Origin of the sequence: Chryseobacterium sp. SORGH_AS_0447, from assembly GCF_030818695.1 — a bacterium.
In the GTDB taxonomy this organism is placed as follows: Bacteria; Bacteroidota; Bacteroidia; order Flavobacteriales; family Weeksellaceae; genus Chryseobacterium.
The window spans coordinates 616768-641797 of the sequence record NZ_JAUTAR010000001.1 but is presented as its reverse complement, the minus strand read 5'-3'; the positions used below and the strand labels follow the sequence as shown (position 1 = coordinate 641797).

Here is a 25030-nt window from a genome sequence, read left to right as displayed (position 1 = left end):
AATAATACAGAATATTAACTCACTTATCTTCCCCCATCCGGGTTGGAATTAGCACCTTTACATCAACGAAATGCAGGTTGCTAAGGTTTCCCAGGGCCAAATCCCTCCACCTTTCTTGATAATCTACCGCAAAGGTAGACTAATAAATTCAAACAGCAAAAACTAAATGATTTTTACTGATTTCTATCAATTTTTCATTTGTGAATAAGTTGTGGATAACCTGTTAATTTCATCTTAGGAAGCTGTGGATTCGATATGAGTAAGCATGGAAATAATATGAATAAAAATCTTAACCGTTGTGAATAAAATATGGATAACATATGAATACGCTATTAATAAGACATGGATAACCCCAAATTCTTTTGCGGAAAAAGATGTGGAAAACCTATGGAAAAGACGTTAATACCGCATGGATAACCATAGCTTTTACAGGGGATAAAGTATGGATAAACAAAAAGGAGGTCACTTTCGCAACCTCCTTTCGGATTAACTTACAGACTTATCCACAAGCTATTTCACAATCATTTTCTGAACAGCTACGCCCGTATCTGATTTTAAATGAACAAGATAGGTTCCAGCAGGATAATTTGTTTTCAGTTCATAGGTTCCGTTGTCACCGGTAAGCTTGAATAAATCCATTTTTCTACCGCTTATATCGTAGATGGAGATTTCCCCATTCTTCGCTTTATGATAAATTAATTTAGCCAGACCGTTTCTCACCGGGTTATCCGCAATCTGAAGAGAAAGCTTGTTTTCGGCGTTTACATCGGTGGTGGATAAATTGGTTGTATAATTTCCAAGGATCCTGAACTCGCCCGGCTGAAGGTTTATCGGAGCCGTTGTGGATGTTACGTTGATCACAGAGTTATCCATCAGGTTCTGCCACTGCCCGGTATAAGGAAAGTATGGAACCACATTCTGAGCAGCCGTCGTGTAGTTTGCCAATACCACTACGTTTTTCATTCCTGATGTCAACAGATTATCATATACGTAAATTCGGGTAATCAGCCCATTCGGATCGTTGGACAGGTTGTTGGATTCGATAGTATAGGTTTTTGATCTGAAAACCGGATACAGATTTCTGAAATTGATTATTTTCGCCCAGGTATCGTAAACCGCCTTCCTGTTGGTATTCGTATCGTAATTCAATGCAAACGCAATCGGTTTCTGGTCTGTCCGGCATCCGTTGTTTATTGTTCCGTCCTGGCATCGGTTGATGCTGAATTCATAACCCAGCTCCCCAAACTGCCAGATCATTTTCGGACCCGGAATGGTAAAGAATGTCGCACCGAAAGTTTTCATTCTCTCCAATGCCGTGTTTAAGTTTTTCACATCATAGCTTCCGTTCACAGCGCCGTACGCCAGGTTTTTGAACATCAACCTTTCCTCATCATGGCTCTCTCCATAACCTACGCCAGACATATTGGTAAAACCGTGAAGAGAATGGTTCATTCTGTCGTAATTGCTGTTTTCCTTATAGCCCATGGCATTCTGGTTATAAGGCCCGTTCTGGTTGTTCCACATCATCACGCCTTTTCCTTCGGCAATCCTGTAATTGGCCCACTGCTGCTCTTCCGAATCTGTTCCCAGATGCTCAAAGATCATGTAAGAGTTCGGGTCAATAGCCCACTGCCGGTCGGCATAATATTTTAAAATATCCACCCGGTCCTGCTGATAAGCATTGGTACAGGTTTCATCATTTTCAGAGCAGTTCTGGGTAAAACCTTTCGTTAAATCCCAACGGAAACCGTCGATGCGGTATTCCGTCAGCCATTGCTGAAGGCATCTTTCAACGTAATATTTAGTTGAAGCACTTGTATGATTGAAATCATTAAATACATTGTAAGAATGTTTAGGAACCTGATTAAAGTAAGGATTGTTTGCTGCAATATCTCCGTAGCCGTCTCCATCCGGATCAATATTCCAAAGTCTTGCTAATGGTGAACGCCCGGTGGCATGATTGAAAGCAACATCCAGAATGACCGCGATTCCGTTCTGGTGGCACACATCTACGAATTCCTTGAATTTTTCCGGCGTCCCATACGCTTTATCCAATGCGTAATGGAAAGAAGTATTGTAACCCCATGACAGGTTTCCTTCAAATTCCATGATCGGCATCAGCTCGATCGCGTTGATATTTAATCCTTTTAAATACGTAATTTTATTGATCAGTGACTGCCAGTTTTTTTCCTGCGTAAAATCCCTCAATAACAATTCATAAACCACCAGATTATCTTTGGAAGGACGCTGGAAATTGGTCACCTGCCAGTTATACGACGCCTGCCCGGTTTTAAACATAGAAACTTCAAAGCCCTGCCCAGCAGGGAATGCCGGCAGATTCGGATAGGTAGAAGCTGAAATATACTGATCGTCATAAGAAGATAAAATCTGCGGAGAATAAGGATCTGCCACTTTTCTGAGATCATTGGTCCTGTACTGGAAAGTATACAGTTGCTGTGGCGTAAGACCGTTCAGCTCAATCCAGTATAAATCCGGATTGGTTGTGTCTCTCTTCATCAGATACGCATCATTTACCGTCCAGTTATTGAAACTTCCGATCACGTGGACGAAATTTTTAAATGGAGCATACAAAGCCAGCCCAACCTTTGTATTATCGGTAAGGTTGTAATTGATCCCCTGCCTGATCCAGCTCGGAATAGCCTGTGAAACCACATTTCTCGGAACCTGCAACGTGAATGTTGCATTTTTTACCGTTGAATTGGCATCCGTTGCAATAAGTTCCATATTCGCATCCTGGGTTACGGTGTAACTGTAGGAATAGGAAGTGGAAGGTGTTGATGTAGAATTCACCACCATTCCGTTGGCTTTCAGCTGGAAAGTGGCGTTTACATTTGTTGTCGCCGTAACGTTGATCGAATTCCCTACCGGAACGGATGTTAAGCTGTTTGCCGCAGGATTGGTCATGGTCAGGTTTAAGATTCCGACATTAACGTAGATATCCGGTGAGGTCTGGTGAGCTCCCGTTTTATCTTTTAATAAAAAGCCAAACCTCCCGATGCCCGTTCTCCCGTAAAAAGTGGTGGGGGTAAAAGACAGGGAATAGGTATCGGTAGCTGCATTATAGCTGAGCCTGTTGGCCTCGTTGGAATTGTTCCAGCTGCCGTTGGTAGGACAGTCTTGGCTGTTCTGGTAGTTGGTATCCAGCGACCAGGACCAGATGTAAATGGCGTTGTTCGAAACGCCCCAGGCTGTTTCATCAATCTGATTTCCCGGGACGGTTAAGGTAATCGCGTTCGTTTCATTGAACGGATTCGGTGTAATGGTATAACTGATCTGGCCGAACGCAAAGGCTACCATCAGCAATAAAAGACCTGAATAAAACTTTCTCATATAGTTTCTAATTTTTTAGTACAGTTGAATAAAGATAATTTATTTTTCATCACCTTTTCATTCTATATCAAAAAAAATCGTTAAGCCATTGGAATAGTACGCATTGGCCCTCAAACTTATAGGGAAAAACTGAATATACTAGTATCATTAAAAAGCAATCCGGTCCTGAATGTCGTACCGTACCTAAATTTAAAACCGGTTTAAAACAAAACAGAAGACTTCTTTTACAAAGCCTTCTGTCAATCAATTAAATATGGACGAAAATTTAATTCTTAATCACTTTTTTGGAAATGGCCTGCTGCTGACCTTTTAATTTTATTTCTATCATATACATTCCTTTAGGCATTCCCTGCATATTGATCTGGTTTCCTGAGAACTGAGCCTCTATTTTCTGCCCTACTGCATTTGTAATATGTACGGCCTCAATTGATGAATCCGATTTAACGTTTAAAATTCCATTGGTCGGGTTCGGATATACCTGGATGGATTTTACAGCAAGGCCAATGTCAGACGTAGCCAGTGCAGAGAAATCTTTAATACATCTTACTGATTCTCCCTGACCTCTCGGACCTCCGGAAGCCGGCGTTACGATTGAGGATCCGACATATAAATACTTCCCTCCGGAATTCGCTGTGTCGGAACTCCAGAAATACCCGCGCTGCCCGACAAAGGTAAAAGCTCCGGTCGTATTGCTTCTGTACCCTCCTGCCGGCAGTTTCAGAGAACTGGCATAGGCCGTTGCCGGATTATTGATTCCTTCTGCTCCAACCAAAGTTACCCATTCTGCTGATGTAGGAAGTCTCCAGCCCTGACCTACCGCTTTACATGGATCTGCCCCTTTTACCGACGTTACCGAGGATGAAGAATCTGCATTCCACCCATCACTCGTTGCATTTGTTGCCCACCAGGAAGAACTGCTTGAGCCAATGACAAAAGCATTGGTTCCGGCTAAGCCATCCGGTGAATTTGCAGAAGGCGCTGCTGTCGTGGCAGAGTTTCTCAGCTGATGGCCGTCATCCCATCTTCCCCACTGGAAAAGGTCTCCGTAAGCATTCGTATCATCAAAAGATGTGGCGGTCTGTGTACTGCCGAGATTCTGCTGAAGCCATACTTTTCCATCTGCAGCTCTTACGGTAGTATAGCTTACCTGCTGGCCTCGGTAATTGAATCGTACACAGCCCAGGTCTCCCGTATTGTTACCAGGATCCGTATTGTTGCAGGCCGGAGTAAGAGAAATTCTTTTCACTCTTGTTCCGCTTTGAGAGTAGGCCAATACCAGATAATTATTGGTTTTATCGTAAGCGAGGTCATTATAAACAGCCTGTCCATCGGAAATAAAACTGCCTCCGAATGCGCTCCAAGTTTGGGTAGCAGCGTCCAGCTTATACACCGTATTTTTTGAAAAATCATCATTCTCCCACCGGCTGGCTACGACGTAAGGTGTTCCCGTAACTGTAACGGCAATGGCCACATGCTGTACCCTGCCACTGGAAAAGTTAGCATTTCCTACCTGCACCCAGGCTGTCCCATTGAATTTTTTTACATTTAATTTCTGTCCGTTGGCAGAGTTGGAAACATAAGCCACATACAGGTTATTATTCTCATCGATCGCAAGGTCCGAATTGTACTGCTCACTGGATGATGCAGCGTCCACAATACTTCCGCCCACGAGGGTCCAGTTGTCTGAAGCCGTTGCCGTTGTTGTATTTTCATATACTTTTACACCGCTGGCTACGTTGCAGGTATAGACTTTATTGTTGCTGCCGATCACCATTTCCGCAAAAGCAGCTCCTCCGGAAAACCCGGTATTTCCGACCTGTTCCCAGGCTCCGTTTACAAAACGCTGAACCGTTCCCGAATTATGAGTGGCATAAGTAAACAGAACATTAGACGGAGAAACGGCAGAAGCCTGATAATTTACGGTAGAAGTAGTAGGGCTCGGCAACTGCGACCAGGCAGTCCCGTTAAATTCACGAACTTCCAGTCCGGTTCCCTGATTCGTATAATAGATATTTCCGTTAGGAGCCAATGACAGGGAATTGAATGTTGCATAACTGTTGGTAATCCCGGGACTACCCCCCACGTAAGACCATGCATTTCCATCGAACACCTGTACCGAACCTTTTGCTGCTGCAACATCATAATAAGAAATAAAGTACTTCCCCGTTGCACTGATACATAAATTATTAAAACTTGAACCTCCTGTAGAAATAACAGATCCTCCTCCTATATTTTCCCATTGCTGGGCGTAAGAGTAATCTCCGGCGACAACCAACAGCCCCAAACCGACAGCTATTTTTCGCATTGTAAAATATAATCCTTCAAACATGAGTAATATTATTTTTATTTATTCTAAATTATAATTATTTTTTTTGCAAAAGTAATCAGGATTAAAAACGGTGATTTATCATTTTCAAACTTTTCGTTATCATATCATTTATGAGGATTACAAAGCAAAATATCAGGTGGCTATTTCAAAATGAAATAGCCACCTGCAAACAATATAAATGGATATTAATTTTTAATAACCTTTCGTAGAATTTTTTGTCCATTTTTCATGGTGAATTCCACAATATAAACTCCATTTGGCAATTCTTGTAAATTAATCTGATTGTTGAAATAATTAGCTTTCAATCTCTGGCCACCGAGATTAGTCACAGCCACAGTTTCAATAGGTGTATCTGTTTTAATAGTTACAATTCCGTTTGTAGGATTCGGATAAACTCCAATTACCTTATTTTTAATATCAACAGTTGCCAAACTTGTTGTTGTGGCTTTAATACATCTTACAGACAACCCAGCATCCCTACCTATGCTATTTGATAATGCAGAGTATTGACTTACATACAGATGTTGTCCCGATCCCGTATTAGGTGAAGATGACGAAGACCAAAGATAAAGCCTTGTTCCCGGAGAGAAGATTCCGTTGTAGTCTTTCATTCCTGCGGGAATCAGCTTTAGATGGCTTGAAAGTGCAGAATTAAATTCAGTAATATTTTCTGCAGTCAGTATGGTGTTAATTTCATTTATGGTAGGAAGCCTCCAGTCTGAGCCAATTGCTTTACATGGATCGGCGCCATTGGTTGTCGTCACTGCAGTAGAATTTGCAGCCGACCATGTATCAGAGGTTGTCCCTCCGGACCAAAAATTTGATGAAGAATTGTATCCTGCAGAATAGAAGGCTGCATTCCCACCATTCAGGCCTGAAGGATTATTCGGAGAAGGGGCTGATGAGGAGAGTGAGGAATTTCTCAACTGATGACCATCATCCCATCTTCCCCATTGAAATAAGTCTCCATAAGCTTCAGAATCTGTAAGTGAAGTTGCAATTTTTGTACTTCCAAGATTTTGCTGTAACCAGATCTTACCATCCGCTCCTCTTACTGTAGTGTAAATCACAGGCTGGCCTCGGTAATTAAATGTTACACAGCCAATATCTCCAGGATTCGTTCCGGGTTCCGTATTGTTGCAAACCGGAGTAGTAGCCGCTGTTTCACAAATACTTACTGCAAGAATAGCGGTCGTATGCGCTGCATTAGATGTTACTGATTTATTAAAGTCTATGGAAGTGATATTTTTATTTTGGTAATTACATACAATTATGCACCAATCAAAAATAATTTGGTGTATCTAAAAAATAATCAATAAATTAAAGAATGGAAAATTTATTTACACACCAAAATATTGAGAAGGTTTTAAAGCCTACCCAGGAATTATTAGACAACACAAGTAATCAAGCCAATTATATTCATAATATTTTAGCTCAATTATCAGGAGTAGAAAGTAATACTGATAAAGATATGTTTATAAAAATGCTTTATGATGCAATACATATATTTACAGAAAGATATAATAATAATTTAGAAAATAAATTAGTATCTCTTCTAAAAGAAGTAAAAAAGACTGTAGAATTATTGGATCAAAAGGGTTATCTAGTAATAATAACTCCTCCTTTCAAAGATTATGAAAACATTTATAAAATGGAGTTAAACATTTCTAAACCCATTCATATTTAATGAAGTCTCTCTAAAATTCTAAGCAAATTTTCATTCATTACTTGTTGATTTGCTGTTAACCTACTTATTTCCGATTTAAGAGAAGTTATTTGAGCTTGAAGCTGTTCTACATTTTGACCAATTAAGGCTGTATTGTTTAATGTCTTATCAACATTATTTCCGATTTTAACTGTATTATTTACAATTGCATTTATTTGACGTTCCATAATTAAAAGTTTTGTATTGCCAATATACATATAAATCTTTGATATTTTGTATATTTGTAGAAATTTTTACGAACAGAAAGCGTTAGCTTATTTTAATCTGGGTTCTGAAATCTGACAATTTCCAACTAGCCCCTACACGATTAAAGTAACTAGCTCACTCCATAGGGTGTGGGTATATGTTACTATTTTATCATTGGGGCAGGTTTTGTCAGAACCTCAGAACAGGATTATTAGTTACAAACCCACGCCTTCTTTTATTAATCAAACATTTCTACTTTGGGTTTGAGTGGATTACAAAATTCACTATGAAAAAGGCAATTTTAACATGGGCATTAGTTTCAATGCTATTCACTGCGTGTAGTGGCAATGATGATGAAAATTCATCAAATATCGGCCAAACAACACCTACAAGTAATCAGTATTTTCATCCTCCAGCATGGATTCAAGGCACTTGGACTTCTGGTTCGGGTTCTTCTCTAATTGGTTTTAGGTTCTCAACTGACGATGTAGTTTTTGTATCTAATTCTATTGAGCTTAGTTATAAGACTACTTTCAATCAGTATAATAATGCTAGTGCAGGAACTTGCAAAGCAACTGAAACAGTTACAAGCGAAAATTATGATGTGAACATGGTAATTGGAAGTCAAACGCAAGTGTACAAGTTTAAGAAGATAAGCAGTACACGTATTCAGTGGTTAAATCCAACAAGTGGTGCTCCTATTTATTATGATAAACAATAAGACTATGAAGAAATATCTATTAATACCAGTATTTGGAATACTAGGGAGTTTTATTTATGGGCAATCGGCTTATAGTAGACCATATCAGTATCGAGATCCCGTACCGGTTGATATTACACCTTTGGGGAGTGCAGCAACTACTCTACAGAATCGATATAACGATAACATACAAACTGTAGGATATGCAGTTAAGAAAATCAAAAGAGATATCTATGAGTCTAATATGAGTAACGAGGATAAAAATGAAGTTGTACGAAGGTTCAACAGTGTTATATCTAGTTTAAATAGCCAAAGAATAGACTACAGATCAATTAATCAAACTAACGCCGTTATCAACTATCTTTATGATTCAGTTAACAAAATAATTCAAGATGTACTTTAATATGAAAATCAACCCTTTTGCATATCGCTTAATTCCACCTTAGCTTTGTAAAAGCAGAGGAAAAATGTAGTCGATTTACCACATCATTATCAATGGTTTGGTGTGGTATTTGACTATGTTTAAGGATAAAAAAGAAAGCAAAATGTTTACCGAAAAGTTTAACTCAGTATTTGAAATGATGCAGGTTTTCTCAACGGAGCAAACTTGTATTGAGTATTTAGAAGACTTGAAATGGAGTGGTATTGTTGTTAGTCCCTACGATGCTAGTTCCAAAGTTTATAAATGTAAAAACAATCAATATAAGTGCAAGAATTCAGGTAAACGGTTTAATGTAAAAACCGGATCTATGTTTGAAAATACAAACATAAGTCTGCAAAAATGGTTTTTAGCAATCTGGCTTTTAACAATTAATAAAAAAGGGATTAGTTCTATACAGTTATCAAAAGATATAGGCGTTACACAAAAGACTGCTTGGTTTATGTCTCATAGAATTAGAGCATGTTTCGGTATTGAAAATGGTAGCGAGTTAGATGGCATTGTTGAATGTGATGAGACTTTTGTTGGAGGTAAGAACAAAAATCGCCACAAAGACAAAAAAGTAGCGCAATCACAAGGTAGATCTTTTAAAGATAAAGATGTAGTTGCAGGAGTATTACAAAGGGGCACAAGTGAGATAGTTGAAAGACCACATAAAGTAATTCCTAACAAAACTGTAAAAGAAAAGGTAGTTTATAGTACCAGTAAGATTAATGCATATGTAGTAGATAATACAAGGAGAAAAACGATTCAACCGTATATCTATAAATATGTAAAAATCGAAACTCAAACAATAATAAGTGATGAGTGGTGGGCTTATAAAGGATTAGAAAAGCATTATAACCATAATGTTATAGACCATTCTAAGAAAGAATATGTAAGCTTATATGACAACAATATACATACAAATAATATTGAAGGGAGTTGGAGAATATTTAAAAACTCCGTAAATGGAATATATAATCATGTTTCTAAAAAACACCTTCAAAAATATGTTGATGAATTTGTCTACAGATTTAATCTTAGAAGCACTTTAGATAGAGAAAAATTTAGATATTTGTTAAATAATTCAAATGTCAGAACTAGTTACAAAGCTTTAATAGCAAAATAATGTTAGAACAAGATTTAATAAAGAGAGAAATAAGGTACATAGAACAAGATGGTAGGTACTTCTTCAATGTTGCAGATATTAAGGACAAAACAACCGATATATTTGTGAAGAGCAAAGGAATTACCATCATCAATACTGTACCTCATATTTCCACAGAATATTTAAGATATAAAGTGGAATTAGACTATGTGATGGAAAAAACATTGAATAAGAATATAAAATAAAAGAAGCCATCTAATAAAAAGACAGCTTCTATAGGGTGATGCTTTAATAAAGAGCATATCAAATATAGTAAAAAATCCTTAACCAAAGCCAAGGATCTTAATTTTACGGAAAACCGCATTTACCTATAAATAAATTTGTTATCTTAGTGAAAATTTTGATTATGGCAAATTTTATCGAACTAATAGATATCGATGGTAATAAATACCATGTAAACCCATCAAACATTAGCCACTGTCATGAACAAAAACTTTTAGATAATGATGGGAAGGTTTTACTTAATATTTTTATGGGTAATGGTAAGTTGATTACTATCAAAAAAACTTTGAGTGAGTTCAAAAAATTACTTGAACACACAAGCTAAAACCGAGGATTTATTAACTGTCTCAGTAATTCGTTCCAATATCGCTATATTATCATATCTTGATCTGCCATTTAATAGTTTTAAAATTTCTATAACAACTTTGTTTAAATCTTCCTTATTATTTTCCATTTTAATATTTTTAACAAATTTATAAAGAACAGATAAGATCTACAAAAGGATTGATTTTGAGATTAAAATCTCCTAGTAACAAACTGAAAAACAAAATAAAATTTTAAACAAATACATTATAACCTGGAAAAACAGCCAGTGCATAATTGTATATAATTACCTTTATTTTGATTAGCAGCATCAATGGTCAATACATTATAATACAGACTGGCCTGTGTTAACCCTCGAAACTCATTTCTTGGAGCCCATCCTGTTGTTGCCGTATTCCTTGAAATTTCTCCTGTTCCGGCAATAACTATATTTGAAGGCGCATTACTATCGAACCACCAAGCCGTCGCCTGGAAAACAGTACTTTGCGCTGTTCCGTCTGCAAAATGGATTGTTGCAGTAACATTGTGATTGTCTGAGGTACCAGAACCTCCTTCTCCTCTTACCGCCGCAACATATATTTTTTCTGCTTTTTTAGGATTGGTAAAAGTAAGTGAACCTGTATTTGTTAGATTATTTCTTAAAATCAGAGCATTATTAGCGGAATAATTTGCCATCTGAAAAACTAAACCGCTTAGTGATGACGCTGTCAAAGTCCCATTGGTAGGTAGTCCGCCTCCATAAGCCATTGCACTTGCTCCGGAAGAATGCGGATTGGTCGGAACAAAATCCTTTGAATAGAAAGTGTAGAATGCATCGACCGTATGTGTTGTTTTATCAACTGCATTACCTCCGGTTCCTTCTGCCACCACATCGGCATTAAAACCGTTTACTACAACCGGAACAATTGTACATGCCGATTGTTGGGCATTCGCAAAGCTACTCGCTACAATAGGTAACAATATTATACGGCAGCAAATTTTAGTAAAAGAAAAATTTAAATTTTTAAGCATATAATTATTTTTATTTATTCTAAATTATAATTAGTTTTGTGCAAAAATATTACCCCTATTAAAGCTAAAGTTATCATTATCAAACTTTTTGTTACCAGAGGCTGATATTATACTAAACAACATTGTGTATTTCTGTTTATATGAAGAATCTTTCTGCTAAAGGACTATTATTCAGTTCCGAAACCATTAAAATTTTTCTGAAGGAAGAATTGTATTCGGGTATGTTTTCTAAAGTCGATATGACAGAAGGCAGCAAGAGCTTCAACCTCCTGTTTTTTCTCAGTGAAAATATTTATCTTAATGCTGAAGACTGCGGAAAAAAATTTTTATTTAAAAAAAACCAGTATATCCTGCACTATTCATCTAAAGAAAGTACAGCAGAATTATGGTCAGAAAATGATAAAGCTTTGAAATATCTTCAGATTCAGATCAACTACGATTATATTTCAAATCTCATCAATCCGGAATCCAACAAAGAAAATGCAGACATCCTGGAAAATATGACCGGAAATAATTATATCTTCCTGTATAAACATACCCCACCCTTCATGACGGTTGAAATGCACATGATCTTAAAGGAGATCATCAGCTACTCCAAAAAAGGAGTTTTGCAGAAATTATTTGTCGAGGCTAAAATTATCAAACTGCTGCTGCTGATCTTCGAACAGTTCAGCGAAAGAAATACAATGGAAGAAACTCCCCAAACTCCTTCGTTGATTAAAAAGTTTGTCGATGAAAATTACCATAGAAATATAAAAGTCGAAGAGATCGGGAGGCTGATCGGCATCAACCAGAACAAGATCCGGAAAGAATTTAAAGCGCAATACCATATTACCGTCAGCAATTACATGGCAGAACTGAGAATGCTGAAAGCTAAAAAGCTGATTGTTGATAAAGAAATGATGATCAAAGAAATCGCCATAGAATGCGGGTATGAATATGTTCAGAACTTTACCCGGGCTTTCAAGAAAAAATTCGGCGTTTCACCGGAAAAGCTCAGGACGGAGTAGTTTTGCAGAGACCAGGTTAAAAAGGCTGGAAGAGGGAAGCTGGATGTTCGAAGTTCAGTTGATAAATGTATTATTAATAGTCTTACCTATTAAACAATCTTGTTACTTTTTTTAAAGGTAAACTTTATTTAGAAATTTATGATCATCCTCCTGCTTTTCAGTTTATTTACTTTTTAAGTTATCTAAAATCAGGTAATCCTGTTGATTTCATGTAGTTTATTAATTAAAAAAAACCACTTAAAAATAAGTGGTTTTAATATATGTTGTTTTGCTTTGATATTGCTTTTTCAGAATTCAGGTGAAAAAGCAATGACAATCAATTAATGATGTCCTTTTTCGTGGCTGTCATGACCATGATCATGAATAAACGGGCCATGACCTTTAGGCTCATTGTAAATTACCTCTACACCTTCCTGCTCATACACCATTTTGCTTCTGATGTCTTCAGGGTTGAACGGCTTTACTTTTCCGAAGTATTCTTTCAAACCTTCCGTTAACCATAACGGGATAACAAATCCGAAGAACATGAAAATACACCAGAACCCTACAAGGAACATAATGATGAAAAATACGGTCCAAAGGAACTGATAAAACGGCCAAAATGCTGATAAAATCGTTATCATTTTTCTTAAAGATTTTAGGCAAAAATAGGACTTTTTATTTTTTTACACAAAATATACACATCCTATTTTATTATTTATTTTGATTTTAAACTAATCAGGAGCGAATACTGTTCCGTTATTGCGTGTTCTTTACGACAAGCCCTGCCATATCTTTTATGATCTGGGTTGGGGAATGGCAGTCGCAATTGCTGAATCCTACAACATAGATGTCTTTTTCCGGGATATAGACCGCCATAGATTTGAATCCGAAAACACTTCCTCCGTGCTCCCTGTCGGGTACTCCATTAATGTCTTTCAGATGCCATCCGTAGCCGTAGGAAAATTCCTTACCGCTGTTGAGCTTATATTTTGTAAATGCTTTTCGGGTATGGGCCGCATCCAGGATAAGATTGCTGTTGATGGCTTTCTGCCACTTCAGCATATCTTCCACGGTAGACATCAGCGAACCGGACGCAAACGGAACACTGAAGCTAATGACTGTTTTATTGACAAAGCCATCGCTTTTTTCATGATAGCCATAGGCCCTGTTCTTAATAATTTTCCGGTCACTCGCATAAAAAGAATGGTGCATTGCTGCTTTGTCAAAGATGTTTTTCTTAATGAAATCTTCATATTTTTCACCGGAAACCAGTTCGATCAGGTATCCCAGCAATATATAACCGGAATTATTATAGTCGAATTTCTCCCCGGGTTGAAAATCTACCGGCTCATTTTTAAAAAAGTCCACCATCATTTTTGGAGACATTTCTTTCTGGGCAATTTCCGGAAGGGCTTTCATTTTGGTGAAATCCTTAATACCCGAAGTATGCGTTAAAAGATGATGAATTGTAATAGAGTTCCCCGAGGGATAATCCGGAATATATTTGGAAACAGGATCACTTACCTTCAGCTTTCCCTGTGCTTCCAGAATGAGAATTGAAACTGCCGTAAACTGCTTGGTCATGGAACCGATCTGAAAAACATTATCGGTAGTCATGTCGACATTCAATTCAAGATTGGCTTTTCCAAAAGCTTTTTCATAAATAATATTACCTTTTCTTGAAACCAGAAAGGCTCCGCCAGGAGCATTTGGATCCTTAAATCCGGTTTGTATAATGCTGTCAATCTTTTGAGTAAGCTGAGCAAATGATAAATTAATAAGAGCAATGCTTAGCAGTAAAGCGAGAAATGTTTTTTTCATGATACTAATTTGTATTGCAAAAGTAGCTTTTAAAAAAGTACCATGCAATACAAAGTAGTATTTGTTTTATAGATTGTCTTTTAGTGAGCGAGATCTGCAAAGAAATCATTCCCTTTATCATCGGTAATAATGAACGCCGGGAAATCTTTCACTTCGATCTTCCGTACCGCTTCCATCCCCAATTCAGGGAAATCTACCACCTCAACGGAAAGGATATTGTCTTTCGCTAAGATCGCAGCCGGCCCTCCGATGGATCCTAGATAAAAACCTCCATATTTTCCACAGGCATTGGTAACGTCCTTGCTTCTGTTCCCTTTAGCCAGCATGATCATGCTTCCGCCGTGGCTTTGGAATTCGTCTACATACACATCCATTCTTCCTGCGGTAGTAGGACCAAAGCTTCCTGAAGCCATTCCTTCCGGTGTTTTTGCCGGCCCTGCATAATAGATCGGGTGGTTTTTGAAATATTCCGGCATCGGCTGTCCGCTGTCGAGGATCTCCTTGATCTTTGCGTGGGCAATATCTCTTGCTACGATCAGCGTTCCATTTAATTTTAATCTTGTTTTGATCGGGTATTTTGAAAGTTCGGCTAAAATTTCCGGCATCGGTTTGTTCAGATCGATCTCAACAGCTTCTTCGAGGTGTGGCGGCGTTGCCGGTAAAAATCTTTTCGGATCTACTTCCAGCTGCTCCAGGAAAATACCGTCTCGGGTAATTTTTCCTTTGATGTTCCGGTCCGCTGAACAGGAAACACCCATTCCAACCGGACATGAAGCGGCATGGCGCGGAAGCCTGATAACCCTCACGTCGTGCGTCAGGTATTTCCCTCCGAATTGTGCCCCGATAGCACTTTCCTGGCAGATCTTCTGCACTTTTGCCTCCCATTCCAGGTCTCTGAAAGCCTGTCCTGCTTCATTTCCTTCCGTCGGAAGGTTATCATAATATTTCGCGGATGCTTTTTTCACGGCAGCCAGGTTGGCCTCAGCAGAAGTCCCCCCGATCACCAAAGCCAGGTGGTAAGGCGGGCAGGCCGCAGTTCCCAGATCTGAAATTTTTTCTTTGATGAATTCTTCCAGGGATTTTTCGTTCAATAAGGATTTCGTCTTCTGATACAGGAACGTCTTGTTGGCCGAACCGCCTCCTTTCGTCAAGAACAGGAATTCGTAATAATCCCCTTTTTTTGCATAGATGTCGATCTGCGCCGGAAGATTGGAACCGGAATTCTTTTCATCGAACATCGTTAAAGGCACCACCTGTGAATATCTTAAATTTCTTTTCTGATACGTATTGTAGATTCCTTTGCTCAGATATTCTCCGTCATCCACTCCGGTGTACACATTCTCCCCCTTTTTTCCCATCACAATGGCTGTTCCGGTATCCTGGCAGGAAGGTAAAGCTCCTTCTGCCGCCACCGCAGCGTTCTGTAACAGGTTGTAGGCGACAAAACGGTCGTTATCCGTTGCTTCAGGATCATCAATAATTCTTTTCAGGCTTTCCAGGTGTGAAGAACGGAGCATGAAGGAAACGTCTGCCATAGCCTCTTCCGCCAGTAATTCCAGCCCTTTCGGATCAATGGTTAAAATCTCGCGGTCTCCCAGCTGCTCCACTTTTACATACGCTGAGGTAAGTTTCTTGTACACCGTATCATCTTTCTGAATCGGATACGGATCCTGATATCTAAATTCCATTCTCTTTTCTTTGGCTGCAAAAATAAAACATCGCGAAAAAAGCATGAGCAAAATCAGTGACTTAGACCGATATTTATAATGATTATAAATTGCGAATGTTTCAGGCAATGATTAACTTTAGGAAAACTTTTTAAACCACAACAGTCACAAAAGTTTTTGGACACATTAGCTACATAAGTTTAAGTTAAAAACCTTTAAAAATAGAAGAGCAAATCAGTGAAAATCTTTGATTTCCACTTTTGAGAACTTTACCGATTTTTAAGAATCAATTTTAAAATTTAAACTGAATCTTTTGTGCCTTTTGTGGTTAAATTAAAATTTCCATCACAATGAATTACAGAATAGAAAAAGACACCATGGGTGAAGTGCAGGTTCCTGCCGACAAATTTTGGGGTGCTCAGACCGAACGTTCCAGAAACAATTTCAAAATCGGTCCTGAAGGCTCGATGCCTCATGAAATCATTGAAGCTTTTGCTTATTTAAAAAAGGCCGCTGCTTTTACCAACACGGATCTGGGTGTCCTGCCTGCTGAAAAAAGAGACATGATTGCCAACGTCTGTGATGAGATCCTGGAAGGAAAACTGAATGATCAGTTCCCGCTCGTGATCTGGCAGACCGGCTCCGGAACCCAATCCAATATGAACGTTAACGAAGTAATTTCCAACCGGTCGCATGTAAACAACGGCGGTACACTGGGAGAAAAGGCACAAGTTCATCCGAATGATGATGTTAATAAATCACAGTCTTCCAATGATACTTATCCTACCGCGATGCACATTGCCGCTTATAAAAAAGTAGTAGAAGCAACGCTTCCTGCCGTTGAAAAATTACGCGATACACTGGCTCAGAAATCAGAAGCTTTTAAAGATATCGTTAAAATAGGAAGAACGCATTTGATGGATGCCACTCCACTGACTTTAGGACAGGAATTTTCCGGATATGTAGCCCAGTTGAACTATGGGATTAAGGCGTTAAAGAATACCTTACCTCATCTTTCCGAGCTGGCATTGGGCGGAACGGCAGTAGGAACGGGCTTAAATACACCGCAGGGCTACGACGTAAAGGTAGCGGAGTACATTTCAGAGTTTACCGGGCTTCCTTTTGTAACGGCAGAAAATAAATTTGAAGCACTGGCTGCCCATGACGCCATCGTGGAATCTCATGGAGCTTTAAAACAGCTGGCGGTTTCCCTGTTCAAGATTGCTCAGGATATCCGTTTGCTGGCTTCGGGACCGCGTTCAGGGATTGGGGAAATTTATATTCCGGAGAACGAGCCGGGGTCTTCCATCATGCCTGGAAAAGTAAATCCTACCCAGAATGAAGCGATGACGATGGTATGCGCTCAGGTACTAGGAAACGACACAACGATTTCATTTGCCGGAACCCAGGGAAATTATGAGCTGAATGTTTTCAAACCGGTTATGGCCTACAATTTCCTGCAGTCGGCTCAGCTGATCGCGGATGCTTGCATCTCATTCAACGACCATTGCGCCGAAGGGATTGAGCCGAATCAGGAAAGGATTAAAGAACTGGTCGACAAATCGCTGATGCTGGTTACTGCCCTTAACACCCATATTGGATATGAAAATGCAGCCAAAATTGCAAAAACCGCCCACAAGAACGGAACTACGTTAAAAGAAGAAGCTGTAAAACTCGGTCTTTTAACCGCCGAACAGTTCGACGAATGGGTGAAGCCTGAAGATATGGTGGGAAGCCTGAAATAATCGAAATTAAATTTAAATAATTCATATTGCAAAAAACGCCGGGAATATTTTTCCGGCGTTTATCATTTAAATATGAATAATCAGGTGTATCTACCACCAGAGTGCTACTCCGAAAATGAGTGCCTTATCATTTTGGAAGTTGCCGTTTCTAAATAAATTTCCGAAATCCTTCTTCACAAATAAGCTGAAATCATTATACGAAACCGTGAACTGTCCTCCGTAAATGAAAGGGCTTACCTGATAATTATCCCGGATTCTGTCGCTGATTCCCTCCCCTTTGATGATATTGTTGGTCGACATTTTTACCCCTCCATAGACGTGGGCTCCTACTCTGAATCCTTCGGAATAATCCATGTACTGAACATCCATTCCGGCAGTCTTCAGCTTGGAAAAGTTATACTGCAATCCCAGCGGAACGATGATGTAGCCTGTTCTCAGCTTGCTTTTGCTTAATCCTTTATCGTAATTTGCCAGGTATACGTTGGAATTGGCATCTTTGTTTACAAACATATTGTTTCCGATGATCAGTGTTCTCCAGGAAAACTCGATTCCGGAGATCAATCCCCAGGGACTTGTCCTGCCAAACTGGTAATTGAATTTTAAACCGAATTCAAAGTTTCCGGCATACCGTAAATGAGTATCCAGGGCATTATCCGGTTTATCGTTTGTAAGATTCATAATTCCGTAAGAAACATAAGGAGAGAGATCTTTTGTCGGCCTAAATTTTTTCAACAACTTCTGTTTCAACTCTTCATTGGAAGTGATATCGGAATTAAGGAGGGAATAGCGCACCTGCTTCTGGATAACGGCATCCATATCGAATCCCAACGCTTCAATCCGCTGATCTATTTGTTCCGCATACCGGCTGGCAACTTCCGCCTTCCGCTTATCGAATTCTTCTTTATTCAGGTTTTTTGCTTTGAGCTCAAACAATTCCGCTTCCATCAGATTTTTCTCTTCCTGGATGATCGCATCGATTTTTTTTGCGTATTCATCCACTTTTTCTTTTACAATCGGACTTACCTCAATGTCTTCTTTGGGCTGAAGATTCAGGACCGGTTTTTTCTGGGCATGTACCGATGCTAACACAAGGCACAGGAAGCCCATCATGATAAATTTCTTGATCATATGATAGTTTTTAATTGTTAAATAGTCTTATTGGTTTCAGTTCAGATCGATTGTAGCAACGTTGCTTTTCCCTTTGGTTTTCTCGATCACATCTTTATGCTCTACCGAAAAAAGCAGGGTGGCCGGATCCACATATCTTTTCTTCCTCACTTCTGCCTTGGAAGAATCTGCCTGTGCAATAACTTTTCCCGTCTGGATAGGCGAAATATCCGAAATGATCTGTGCCGGATGCTGTTTTATAGCAGGCAGTTCATCCTGTTGGGCAAAAGCTGGTGATTCCTGTTTCTGCAGATCACTTTCTTTATTTTCTGCCATTGTCTTCTCCTGATGATCTTTAGCGGCTGCTGTATGCTGTTCGTGAGCAACACGCTCTACAGGATTCTCAATTGAAGGTTCGATTATCTTAACAATGGTTCCCGGTAATTCTGCCTGCTTGTTTTCCCGGCTAAAGAAGAACAAAGCTCCTAAACTAAATGTTAAGATAAGACAGGCTGCGACCAAAAACCAATTGAATAAAGGCTTGGGGGATTTTACAACAGACTGGCTTTCAATTTCAGACCACAAATCTCTTGAAGGGGTAATTTCCCGTTCTTCGATCTGTTTCCTGATCTGTTGTTCTATATTGTTTTTAATAATTTTCATTTTGCAGTGCTTTTTGTTGTTGGAAATAAATTTTTCTCATCTTGTCTTTTGCCCTGAAGAGCTGGGTTTTGCTTACGGCTGTGGAAATCTGAAGAGCCTCGGCAATTTCCTGGTGCGAATAGTCTTCAAACACATACAGGTTGAAAACCATCCGGTAAGCATCCGGAAGCTGGTCCAGCAGTTCCTGTGCGTTAAAGTTAAAAACCGGATCATCTTCATAAGCTTCTTCAAGGTAAGACGGGTTGATGTCGTCCAGATAAAAAACCGTTTTGTGGCTTTTGATAAAATTGAGACACTCGTTCACGACAATTCTTCTTGCCCATCCATCGAAGCTTCCTTCATTCCTGAAGCTTTCCATATTTTTAAAGATCTTGCAGAATGCTTTGATCACGCAATCTTCTGCCTGGTACAGATCGGTAATATAGCTTCTGCTGATGCTCAGGAACTTTTTTACATTCTGATCATAAAAAATTTTCTGCGCTGCCGGCTCCTGCCTTTTCAGGCGGTTCAGCAAATCATCTTTTTTATTTCCAAACAGAAGCTTCATAATTATTTTGTTTCTATTAGTAAGACAGATAAAAACCAAAAAGGTTACAGGATTAAAAAAAATTTTATCTTTTAACTATATATTTTATTTTTCCCGAATTACAAAAATAGAATAATCAACTGTAAATTAATATTTTAAAAATTACTTAAACAAAAACGGCCGGAAAAATTCCCGGCCGTTGATATATTATGTAATGTGAATATCAGCTAAGCATCTTTTGCGCTTTTTTCACTCCTTCTACCAAGATATCAATTTCATTAAAGGTATTATAAACGGCAAAACTTGCGCGTACCGTTCCGGCAATATTAAAGAAGCTCATGATCGGCTGTGTACAGTGGTGGCCTGTTCTTACCGCAACTCCCAACTTATCCAGGATCATTCCTACATCCGAAGCGATACCTACCCCTTCCAGGTTAAATGAAACCACGCCTGTCCGTTGTGCCTTTTCGCCATATACTTTTAAGCCTTCAAGCTCCAGAAGCTGCCTCTGCGCATATTCGAGCAAGGCATTTTCATGGGTTCTGATGTTTTCATGTCCTGTTTTCAGGATGAAATCCACTGCGGCACCCAAGGCAATATTTCCACCGACATTAGGGGTTCCCGCTTCGTATTTAAACGGCAGTCCGGCATAGGTAGTTTCTTCAAAAGAACAGGTAGCGATCATTTCCCCACCTCCGTGGAATGGCGGCAGGTCTTCCAGTATCTCCTGTTTTCCATACAGGATTCCCGTTCCCATCGGCGCATACATTTTGTGGCCGGAGAATACGAAGAAATCACAGTCCATTGCCTGCACATCAATGGTAAAATGCGGCACCGACTGCGCACCGTCGATTACGATATAAGCATTGGTATTCTTCCTGGTTCTTGCAATAATTTCTTCCACCGGATTGATTACACCTAATGCATTGGAAACCTGGTTCATGGAAACAATCTTCGTCCTTTCATTTAATAAAGTATCGAAAACGTCCAGCTGAAGGATCCCGTTTTCATCCATCGGGATGACTTTCAATTTAGCTCCTGTTCTTTCGCAAAGCAATTGCCACGGAACAATATTGGAATGGTGTTCCAGATAAGAGATGATGATCTCATCATCTTTTTTTAATTTCTGGGTTAAAATATACGAGATAAGGTTCAGCCCTTCGGTGGTTCCTTTGGTAAAGATGACTTCAAAATCGTGCTTTGCATTGATGAACTTCTGAATTTTCCTTCTAGAGAGCTCCATTTCTTCCGTTGCAAGCTGGCTTAAGGTATGGATTCCCCGGTGTACGTTCGCATTAAGCTCTTTATAATAAGCTTCCCAAACCTTCAGCACCGAATCCGGTTTCTGGGAGGTCGCTGCATTGTCCAGATAAACCAAGGGTTTACCGTTCACCTTCTGATCTAATATAGAAAACTGACTTCTGATTTCCTGAATGTCAAACATTTATTAAATTTTAAATTAAACCGTCCTTATTTAGAACTCTTCAAATTTACGGCTTTTTTTCCAAAAGGAAACTGACGGTTGTTAGCAATACCCTGTAAACCAATAGAAAGATTCAATGAATTCAATGTAAATCGTTTGACATTGATGCTGGAAGTGGGAGGCTGGAGGTTGGAAGTTTTTCCAATCAATACCAGGTTCACATAACTATTTGATAGGCTAAGCATAAACTTTCTGCTTATAAAAGGTACAGAGATTTAAATCCTTCTTTTTTAAACATAAAAAAACCTGCCAATAAATTGACAGGTTCCATATTTCTAGATAAGAAATTCTTATTCTGCTGCAGTTGTTTCTTCAGCTGCCGGAGCCGCTCCTTCTTCTGCTGCAACTTCTTCTTCATCCTCATCGTCCATTGCTGCTGCACCTCCTTTCATTGCATTTCTAGACATCTTAACAGCAACTACTACTGCGTTGTCCGGGTGCATGAAAGAATATCCTTCCGTCTTGATTCCTCCTACATAAAGTTTGTTACCGATTCTTAACGGCGTAACGTCAACAACGATCTCATCCGGTAAGTTTGCAGGGATAGCTTTTACTTTCAGCTTTCTGAAAGACTGACGAAGAACACCACCAGCTACAACACCTTTAGAACGACCTGTAATTCTTACAGGAACTTCCATAATTACCGGCTTGTCTTCCGCTAACTGATAGAAATCCGCGTGAAGGATTTTGTCTGTAATCGGGTGAAACTGAATATCCTGAAGAACAGCCGGAATAGTTTGACCATCAACCTCAATAGATACCGTGTGTGCTTCAGGAGTGTATACCAACCCTTTGAAAGATTTCTCTGTAGCAGAGAAGTTCAAAGGAGCTCCACCTCCGTAAACAACACAAGGAACTAATTCAGCATCACGTAAAGCTTTTGTAGACTTTTTGCCCACGCTTTCTCTTTTTGTACCTTGAATTGTAATAGATTTCATTTATAAAAATTTAAAAAATTGTTTCAAAATTAAATTTGCAAACCTCTCGCAATCAATTAAATAACAAACTTGCTGCTAATTGACTGGTGCTCGTGAACCATCTTCATTACGTCCGCAAATAATGGGGCGCAAGATAGCACTTTTATTTTAGATGACAAATTATTTTTCACAGGAATTGAGTCAGTTACAATAACTTCCAGCAATTTTGAGTTTTCAATATTATCATAAGCCTTTCCGGAAAGTACCCCGTGTGTGGCCATTGCCCGTACGGATTTTGCGCCTTTTTCCATCAGGATATCTGCTGCCTTGCAAAGGGTTCCTGCCGTATCGATCATGTCATCGATCAGAATTACGTTCTTTCCGACAACGTCCCCGATCAGGAACATTTCTTCTACAACGTTTGCTTTCTTTCTTTCCTTGTAAGCAATTACTACATCCGCACCCAGGTGGCCGGCATAGTTTTTCGCTCTTTTCGCCCCACCCATGTCCGGAGAAGCAATGGTAAGATTTTCCAGGTTCAGGTCTCTGATATAGTCTACGAAAATAGTAGATGCATATAAGTGATCTACCGGAATTTCAAAGAATCCTTGGATCTGGTCTGCGTGAAGATCCATCGTCATGATTCTTGTAGCGCCTGCTGCCGTTAAAAGGTTGGCAACCAATTTGGCACCGATTGGCGCTCTTGGCTTGTCTTTTCTGTCCTGTCTTGCAAGTCCGAAATAAGGAAGTACCACCGTGATGCTTTTGGCAGAAGCTCTTTTTGCAGCATCAATTATTAGAAGAAGCTCCAATAAATTGTCTGCCGGCGGGAATGTAGATGCGATTAGGAAAACCCTTCCTCCTCTTACGGATTCATCCAGCACCGGCTCAAATTCTCCGTCGCTGAACGTCTGAAAGTTGATTTTTCCTAGTTCCTTCCCATAATGTTGGGCAATTTTTTCTGCCAAGTCCCTGCTGGTCCTTGTACAAAATAGATAACTTAACTGATCGGCCATTTTTACTTTTTAAAGATTTTGCAAATTTAAAAAAAAACCACAAGAATTACTCCTGTGGCTTCTAAGTTTTTATTTTACCTGTTATTAAGGGAATTTTACTCCTGAATATTTGTTAGGGTCTACCTGTGGTAAAGTAGATTTGTACTTATCATTAATTGTCTTGATAAATTCATTGGCAATAATAGCGTATCCTCGTCCGGTAAGGTGAATACCATCTAGCGAGAAAGCGCCCCCACTTACAAATTTAGCAGTATATTTTACACCGTCAAAAGTGATTCCTGACTTGCCGTTAAGCTCTACCATCTTGGCATTAGAATCCATAAATGCTAAGCCATATGTATCAGCAAATGCCCTGATGGAAGTATTATAAGCATCTGTTGCCGCTTTTACGTAGCCGGCTTCTGTTCTTGTTAAAACATGCTGGTTTTGTAATGGATAAGAGATCCCGTAAATATTTACAGGTGATGGCACGCCCGGAGCCGTAGTTCCGATAACAGAGCTTGTTGTAAGAAGAAGATAGTCGTCCGCCGTTGCCTGCCTTGCCTGCCCATAGATCTGCCCGAAAACAGTGGCAGTAGCGACTCCTAAAGAAGGCGTTAAAGCAAGGGTCAGCTGAGCTGAAAGATCGGTCAGCGAGTTGTCTTTAATCAGAACAGGATTGGCAGAGGTAGAAGACAGAAGATTGATTCTATCCCCGGCTCCGAAGGCCGTAAGTGCCTGCTTCAATGGGCCATACAAGCTTGTATTCAGCGTATTTATATTTGAACCCAATACGGCAGGAGTAAGAGGATTATAAGGAACTGTGGTAAAGTACGGAATTGAAGTTACATAAGGAACATTGGCAATTACACCTTTTGTAGCACCTACACTTTTAAGACCATCCAAAACAGCTTTAATGGAACCTGCCACAACATTCGGATCTGAGATATCGTTAGACCTGTACGTTGCAGGGCTTGCCCCTGTTCCCGTCTGCACAGTCGCCGCCGTATAGGTAGTTACGCCTCCTGCAGTCTGGGAATTTGTTCCGCCGTTAATTGCATAAAACAACACATCATTGCTTCCTATCCAAAGCGAAAAGAAAGTAGGGTTCTGGGCCATTGCATCTGCCAAAACCGAAGTAGTGGACGATGAAGCAAATCTTACAAAATAAGGATTGGCGGTTCCGGTGGCAAGACCGGCCAGGCTACCATAGCCGGAGGCTACCAAATGATATGATTTAGCTCCCGGCACTCCCATATTTTGATAAGGCCTTCCTGAAGACACATTGTCCAAAGCTCCTCCTGCAGCACTTGGAACAGGTGTTAAACTTCCGTTGACCAATTGAAGAGTAAGCTTGCCTCCAAACCCCGGAAGGCCTGTAAACCCGCCGATATTATTTGGCATTAAAGGCTGTTTAAAATCTCCCCCGCCTGCAAGTTTCATCTGTGCAGCAATCATCGAAGGATATGATTCATTTTGTCCATCCTGGTAAAGAGCACCATCTCTATAGCCTGACGTTAGGGAATTTCCTAAAGCTATGTAGGTTTTGAAATTAGCTTCTCCGGAAGTTACTACCACATCGTTTACATCGTTGTCAAATTCATCTTCGCAGCCTGTTGTAAAAAGCAGGGCGGTAATAGCGAATGTAGAAATTATAATTTTTTTCATAGTCTTCA

Annotated in this window: 23 protein-coding genes and 1 riboswitch; of the genes, 8 read left to right on the top strand and 15 right to left on the bottom strand. The window is 39.6% G+C overall.

Annotated features, from left to right (window positions below; all coding sequences use genetic code 11):
* Positions 1-20: 20 nt before the first annotated feature.
* A riboswitch (SAM riboswitch) is annotated at positions 21-125 on the bottom strand.
* A gap of 385 nt (positions 126-510) precedes the next feature.
* The 3 genes from QE422_RS03115 to QE422_RS03105 form a co-directional block, all read right to left on the bottom strand.
* Positions 511-3351, bottom strand: coding sequence for an alpha-amylase family glycosyl hydrolase (locus tag QE422_RS03115; protein WP_307454985.1), 2841 nt, complete (start codon positions 3349-3351; stop codon positions 511-513).
* 265 nt (positions 3352-3616) lie between these two features.
* The gene (locus QE422_RS03110; RefSeq protein WP_307454984.1) at positions 3617-5656 is read right to left on the bottom strand and encodes a T9SS type A sorting domain-containing protein; all 2040 of its coding nucleotides are present in this window, start codon (positions 5654-5656) and stop codon (positions 3617-3619) included.
* Between the two features lie 209 nt (positions 5657-5865).
* Positions 5866-6750, bottom strand: a complete 885-nt coding sequence (locus QE422_RS03105) for a T9SS type A sorting domain-containing protein (RefSeq protein ID WP_307454983.1) — start codon at positions 6748-6750, stop codon at positions 5866-5868.
* 257 nt (positions 6751-7007) lie between these two features.
* On the opposite strand from QE422_RS03105, the gene QE422_RS03100 reads away from it, so the two are divergent.
* The gene (locus QE422_RS03100; protein WP_307454982.1) at positions 7008-7367 is read left to right on the top strand and encodes a hypothetical protein; all 360 of its coding nucleotides are present in this window, start codon (positions 7008-7010) and stop codon (positions 7365-7367) included.
* Here the strand turns inward: QE422_RS03100 and QE422_RS03095 are convergent.
* Positions 7364-7573, bottom strand: coding sequence for a hypothetical protein (locus QE422_RS03095; RefSeq protein WP_307454981.1), 210 nt, complete (start codon positions 7571-7573; stop codon positions 7364-7366). The genes QE422_RS03100 and QE422_RS03095 overlap by 4 nt on opposite strands.
* Positions 7574-7878: 305 nt before the next feature.
* Between QE422_RS03095 and QE422_RS03090 the strand changes: the two genes are divergently transcribed.
* The 5 genes from QE422_RS03090 to QE422_RS03070 all read left to right on the top strand — a co-directional run bounded on the left by QE422_RS03090 (position 7879) and on the right by QE422_RS03070 (position 10428).
* Positions 7879-8313, top strand: a complete 435-nt coding sequence (locus QE422_RS03090; protein WP_307454980.1) for a hypothetical protein — start codon at positions 7879-7881, stop codon at positions 8311-8313.
* A 4-nt stretch (positions 8314-8317) separates the two neighbouring features.
* Positions 8318-8695 carry a hypothetical protein gene (locus tag QE422_RS03085; RefSeq protein WP_307454979.1) on the top strand — a complete coding sequence of 126 codons (378 nt, stop codon included), beginning with the start codon at positions 8318-8320 and terminating at the stop codon, positions 8693-8695.
* Between the two features lie 142 nt (positions 8696-8837).
* Entirely contained in the window at positions 8838-9842 is a 1005-nt protein-coding gene (locus tag QE422_RS03080) for an IS1595 family transposase (RefSeq protein ID WP_307454978.1), read from the top strand.
* The gene (locus QE422_RS03075) at positions 9842-10066 is read left to right on the top strand and encodes a hypothetical protein (protein ID WP_307454977.1); all 225 of its coding nucleotides are present in this window, start codon (positions 9842-9844) and stop codon (positions 10064-10066) included. Before QE422_RS03080 ends, QE422_RS03075 begins: the two co-directional genes overlap by 1 nt.
* Before the next feature lie 161 nt (positions 10067-10227).
* On the top strand, positions 10228-10428 hold the full coding sequence (locus QE422_RS03070) for a hypothetical protein (protein ID WP_307454976.1): 201 nt from the start codon (positions 10228-10230) through the stop codon (positions 10426-10428).
* Positions 10429-10673: 245 nt separating this feature from the next.
* On the opposite strand, the gene QE422_RS03065 is transcribed toward QE422_RS03070, so the two are convergent.
* Positions 10674-11387 (bottom strand): hypothetical protein, encoded by a 714-nt coding sequence (locus QE422_RS03065; RefSeq protein WP_307454975.1) that lies wholly within the window; start codon positions 11385-11387, stop codon positions 10674-10676.
* A 191-nt stretch (positions 11388-11578) separates the two neighbouring features.
* Between QE422_RS03065 and QE422_RS03060 the strand changes: the two genes are divergently transcribed.
* A complete protein-coding gene (locus QE422_RS03060) occupies positions 11579-12448 on the top strand; it encodes an AraC family transcriptional regulator (RefSeq protein WP_307454974.1) in 870 nt (289 codons plus the stop codon).
* Positions 12449-12768: 320 nt separating this feature from the next.
* Here QE422_RS03060 and QE422_RS03055 read toward each other — a convergent pair whose 3' ends face one another.
* The 3 genes from QE422_RS03055 to QE422_RS03045 form a co-directional block, all read right to left on the bottom strand.
* Entirely contained in the window at positions 12769-13071 is a 303-nt protein-coding gene (locus QE422_RS03055) for a hypothetical protein (RefSeq protein ID WP_307454973.1), read from the bottom strand.
* A 115-nt stretch (positions 13072-13186) separates the two neighbouring features.
* Positions 13187-14251, bottom strand: a complete 1065-nt coding sequence (locus QE422_RS03050; RefSeq protein ID WP_307454972.1) for a serine hydrolase — start codon at positions 14249-14251, stop codon at positions 13187-13189.
* An 80-nt stretch (positions 14252-14331) separates the two neighbouring features.
* Entirely contained in the window at positions 14332-15939 is a 1608-nt protein-coding gene (locus QE422_RS03045; RefSeq protein WP_307454971.1) for a fumarate hydratase, read from the bottom strand.
* Between the two features lie 329 nt (positions 15940-16268).
* On the opposite strand from QE422_RS03045, the gene fumC reads away from it, so the two are divergent.
* Positions 16269-17663 carry a class II fumarate hydratase gene (gene fumC, locus QE422_RS03040; protein ID WP_307454970.1) on the top strand — a complete coding sequence of 465 codons (1395 nt, stop codon included), beginning with the start codon at positions 16269-16271 and terminating at the stop codon, positions 17661-17663.
* 90 nt (positions 17664-17753) lie between these two features.
* Here the strand turns inward: fumC and QE422_RS03035 are convergent, their stop codons facing one another.
* The 7 genes from QE422_RS03035 to QE422_RS03005 form a co-directional block, all read right to left on the bottom strand.
* Positions 17754-18791: an outer membrane beta-barrel protein gene (locus tag QE422_RS03035; RefSeq protein WP_307454969.1), complete on the bottom strand. Its 1038-nt coding sequence runs from the start codon at positions 18789-18791 to the stop codon at positions 17754-17756.
* 36 nt (positions 18792-18827) lie between these two features.
* Positions 18828-19433, bottom strand: coding sequence for a hypothetical protein (locus QE422_RS03030; RefSeq protein WP_307454968.1), 606 nt, complete (start codon positions 19431-19433; stop codon positions 18828-18830).
* On the bottom strand, positions 19420-19980 hold the full coding sequence (locus QE422_RS03025) for an RNA polymerase sigma factor (protein ID WP_307454967.1): 561 nt from the start codon (positions 19978-19980) through the stop codon (positions 19420-19422). The genes QE422_RS03030 and QE422_RS03025 overlap by 14 nt, the downstream gene beginning before the upstream one ends.
* Before the next feature lie 202 nt (positions 19981-20182).
* Positions 20183-21403, bottom strand: a complete 1221-nt coding sequence (locus QE422_RS03020) for an aminotransferase class V-fold PLP-dependent enzyme (protein ID WP_307454966.1) — start codon at positions 21401-21403, stop codon at positions 20183-20185.
* Between the two features lie 329 nt (positions 21404-21732).
* Positions 21733-22380, bottom strand: coding sequence for a 50S ribosomal protein L25/general stress protein Ctc (locus QE422_RS03015; protein WP_307454965.1), 648 nt, complete (start codon positions 22378-22380; stop codon positions 21733-21735).
* 56 nt (positions 22381-22436) lie between these two features.
* Positions 22437-23375 (bottom strand): ribose-phosphate pyrophosphokinase, encoded by a 939-nt coding sequence (locus QE422_RS03010; protein WP_307454964.1) that lies wholly within the window; start codon positions 23373-23375, stop codon positions 22437-22439.
* 84 nt (positions 23376-23459) lie between these two features.
* A complete protein-coding gene (locus QE422_RS03005; RefSeq protein WP_307454963.1) occupies positions 23460-25022 on the bottom strand; it encodes a G-D-S-L family lipolytic protein in 1563 nt (520 codons plus the stop codon).
* Positions 25023-25030: the final 8 nt, after the last annotated feature.

Coding starts and splice junctions, on each gene's coding strand:
- QE422_RS03005 (WP_307454963.1), bottom strand. CDS start 25,022: ATGAAAAAAATTATAATTTCTACATTCGCTATTACCGCCCTGCTTTTT.
- QE422_RS03110 (WP_307454984.1), bottom strand. CDS start 5,656: ATGCGAAAAATAGCTGTCGGTTTGGGGCTGTTGGTTGTCGCCGGAGAT.
- QE422_RS03060 (WP_307454974.1), top strand. CDS start 11,579: ATGAAGAATCTTTCTGCTAAAGGACTATTATTCAGTTCCGAAACCATT.
- QE422_RS03070 (WP_307454976.1), top strand. CDS start 10,228: ATGGCAAATTTTATCGAACTAATAGATATCGATGGTAATAAATACCAT.
- QE422_RS03090 (WP_307454980.1), top strand. CDS start 7,879: ATGAAAAAGGCAATTTTAACATGGGCATTAGTTTCAATGCTATTCACT.
- QE422_RS03015 (WP_307454965.1), bottom strand. CDS start 22,380: ATGAAATCTATTACAATTCAAGGTACAAAAAGAGAAAGCGTGGGCAAA.
- QE422_RS03030 (WP_307454968.1), bottom strand. CDS start 19,433: ATGAAAATTATTAAAAACAATATAGAACAACAGATCAGGAAACAGATC.
- QE422_RS03050 (WP_307454972.1), bottom strand. CDS start 14,251: ATGAAAAAAACATTTCTCGCTTTACTGCTAAGCATTGCTCTTATTAAT.
- QE422_RS03020 (WP_307454966.1), bottom strand. CDS start 21,403: ATGTTTGACATTCAGGAAATCAGAAGTCAGTTTTCTATATTAGATCAG.
- fumC (WP_307454970.1), top strand. CDS start 16,269: ATGAATTACAGAATAGAAAAAGACACCATGGGTGAAGTGCAGGTTCCT.
- QE422_RS03100 (WP_307454982.1), top strand. CDS start 7,008: ATGGAAAATTTATTTACACACCAAAATATTGAGAAGGTTTTAAAGCCT.
- QE422_RS03075 (WP_307454977.1), top strand. CDS start 9,842: ATGTTAGAACAAGATTTAATAAAGAGAGAAATAAGGTACATAGAACAA.
- QE422_RS03115 (WP_307454985.1), bottom strand. CDS start 3,351: ATGAGAAAGTTTTATTCAGGTCTTTTATTGCTGATGGTAGCCTTTGCG.
- QE422_RS03035 (WP_307454969.1), bottom strand. CDS start 18,791: ATGATCAAGAAATTTATCATGATGGGCTTCCTGTGCCTTGTGTTAGCA.
- QE422_RS03010 (WP_307454964.1), bottom strand. CDS start 23,375: ATGGCCGATCAGTTAAGTTATCTATTTTGTACAAGGACCAGCAGGGAC.
- QE422_RS03025 (WP_307454967.1), bottom strand. CDS start 19,980: ATGAAGCTTCTGTTTGGAAATAAAAAAGATGATTTGCTGAACCGCCTG.
- QE422_RS03085 (WP_307454979.1), top strand. CDS start 8,318: ATGAAGAAATATCTATTAATACCAGTATTTGGAATACTAGGGAGTTTT.
- QE422_RS03045 (WP_307454971.1), bottom strand. CDS start 15,939: ATGGAATTTAGATATCAGGATCCGTATCCGATTCAGAAAGATGATACG.
- QE422_RS03055 (WP_307454973.1), bottom strand. CDS start 13,071: ATGATAACGATTTTATCAGCATTTTGGCCGTTTTATCAGTTCCTTTGG.
- QE422_RS03095 (WP_307454981.1), bottom strand. CDS start 7,573: ATGGAACGTCAAATAAATGCAATTGTAAATAATACAGTTAAAATCGGA.
- QE422_RS03080 (WP_307454978.1), top strand. CDS start 8,838: ATGTTTACCGAAAAGTTTAACTCAGTATTTGAAATGATGCAGGTTTTC.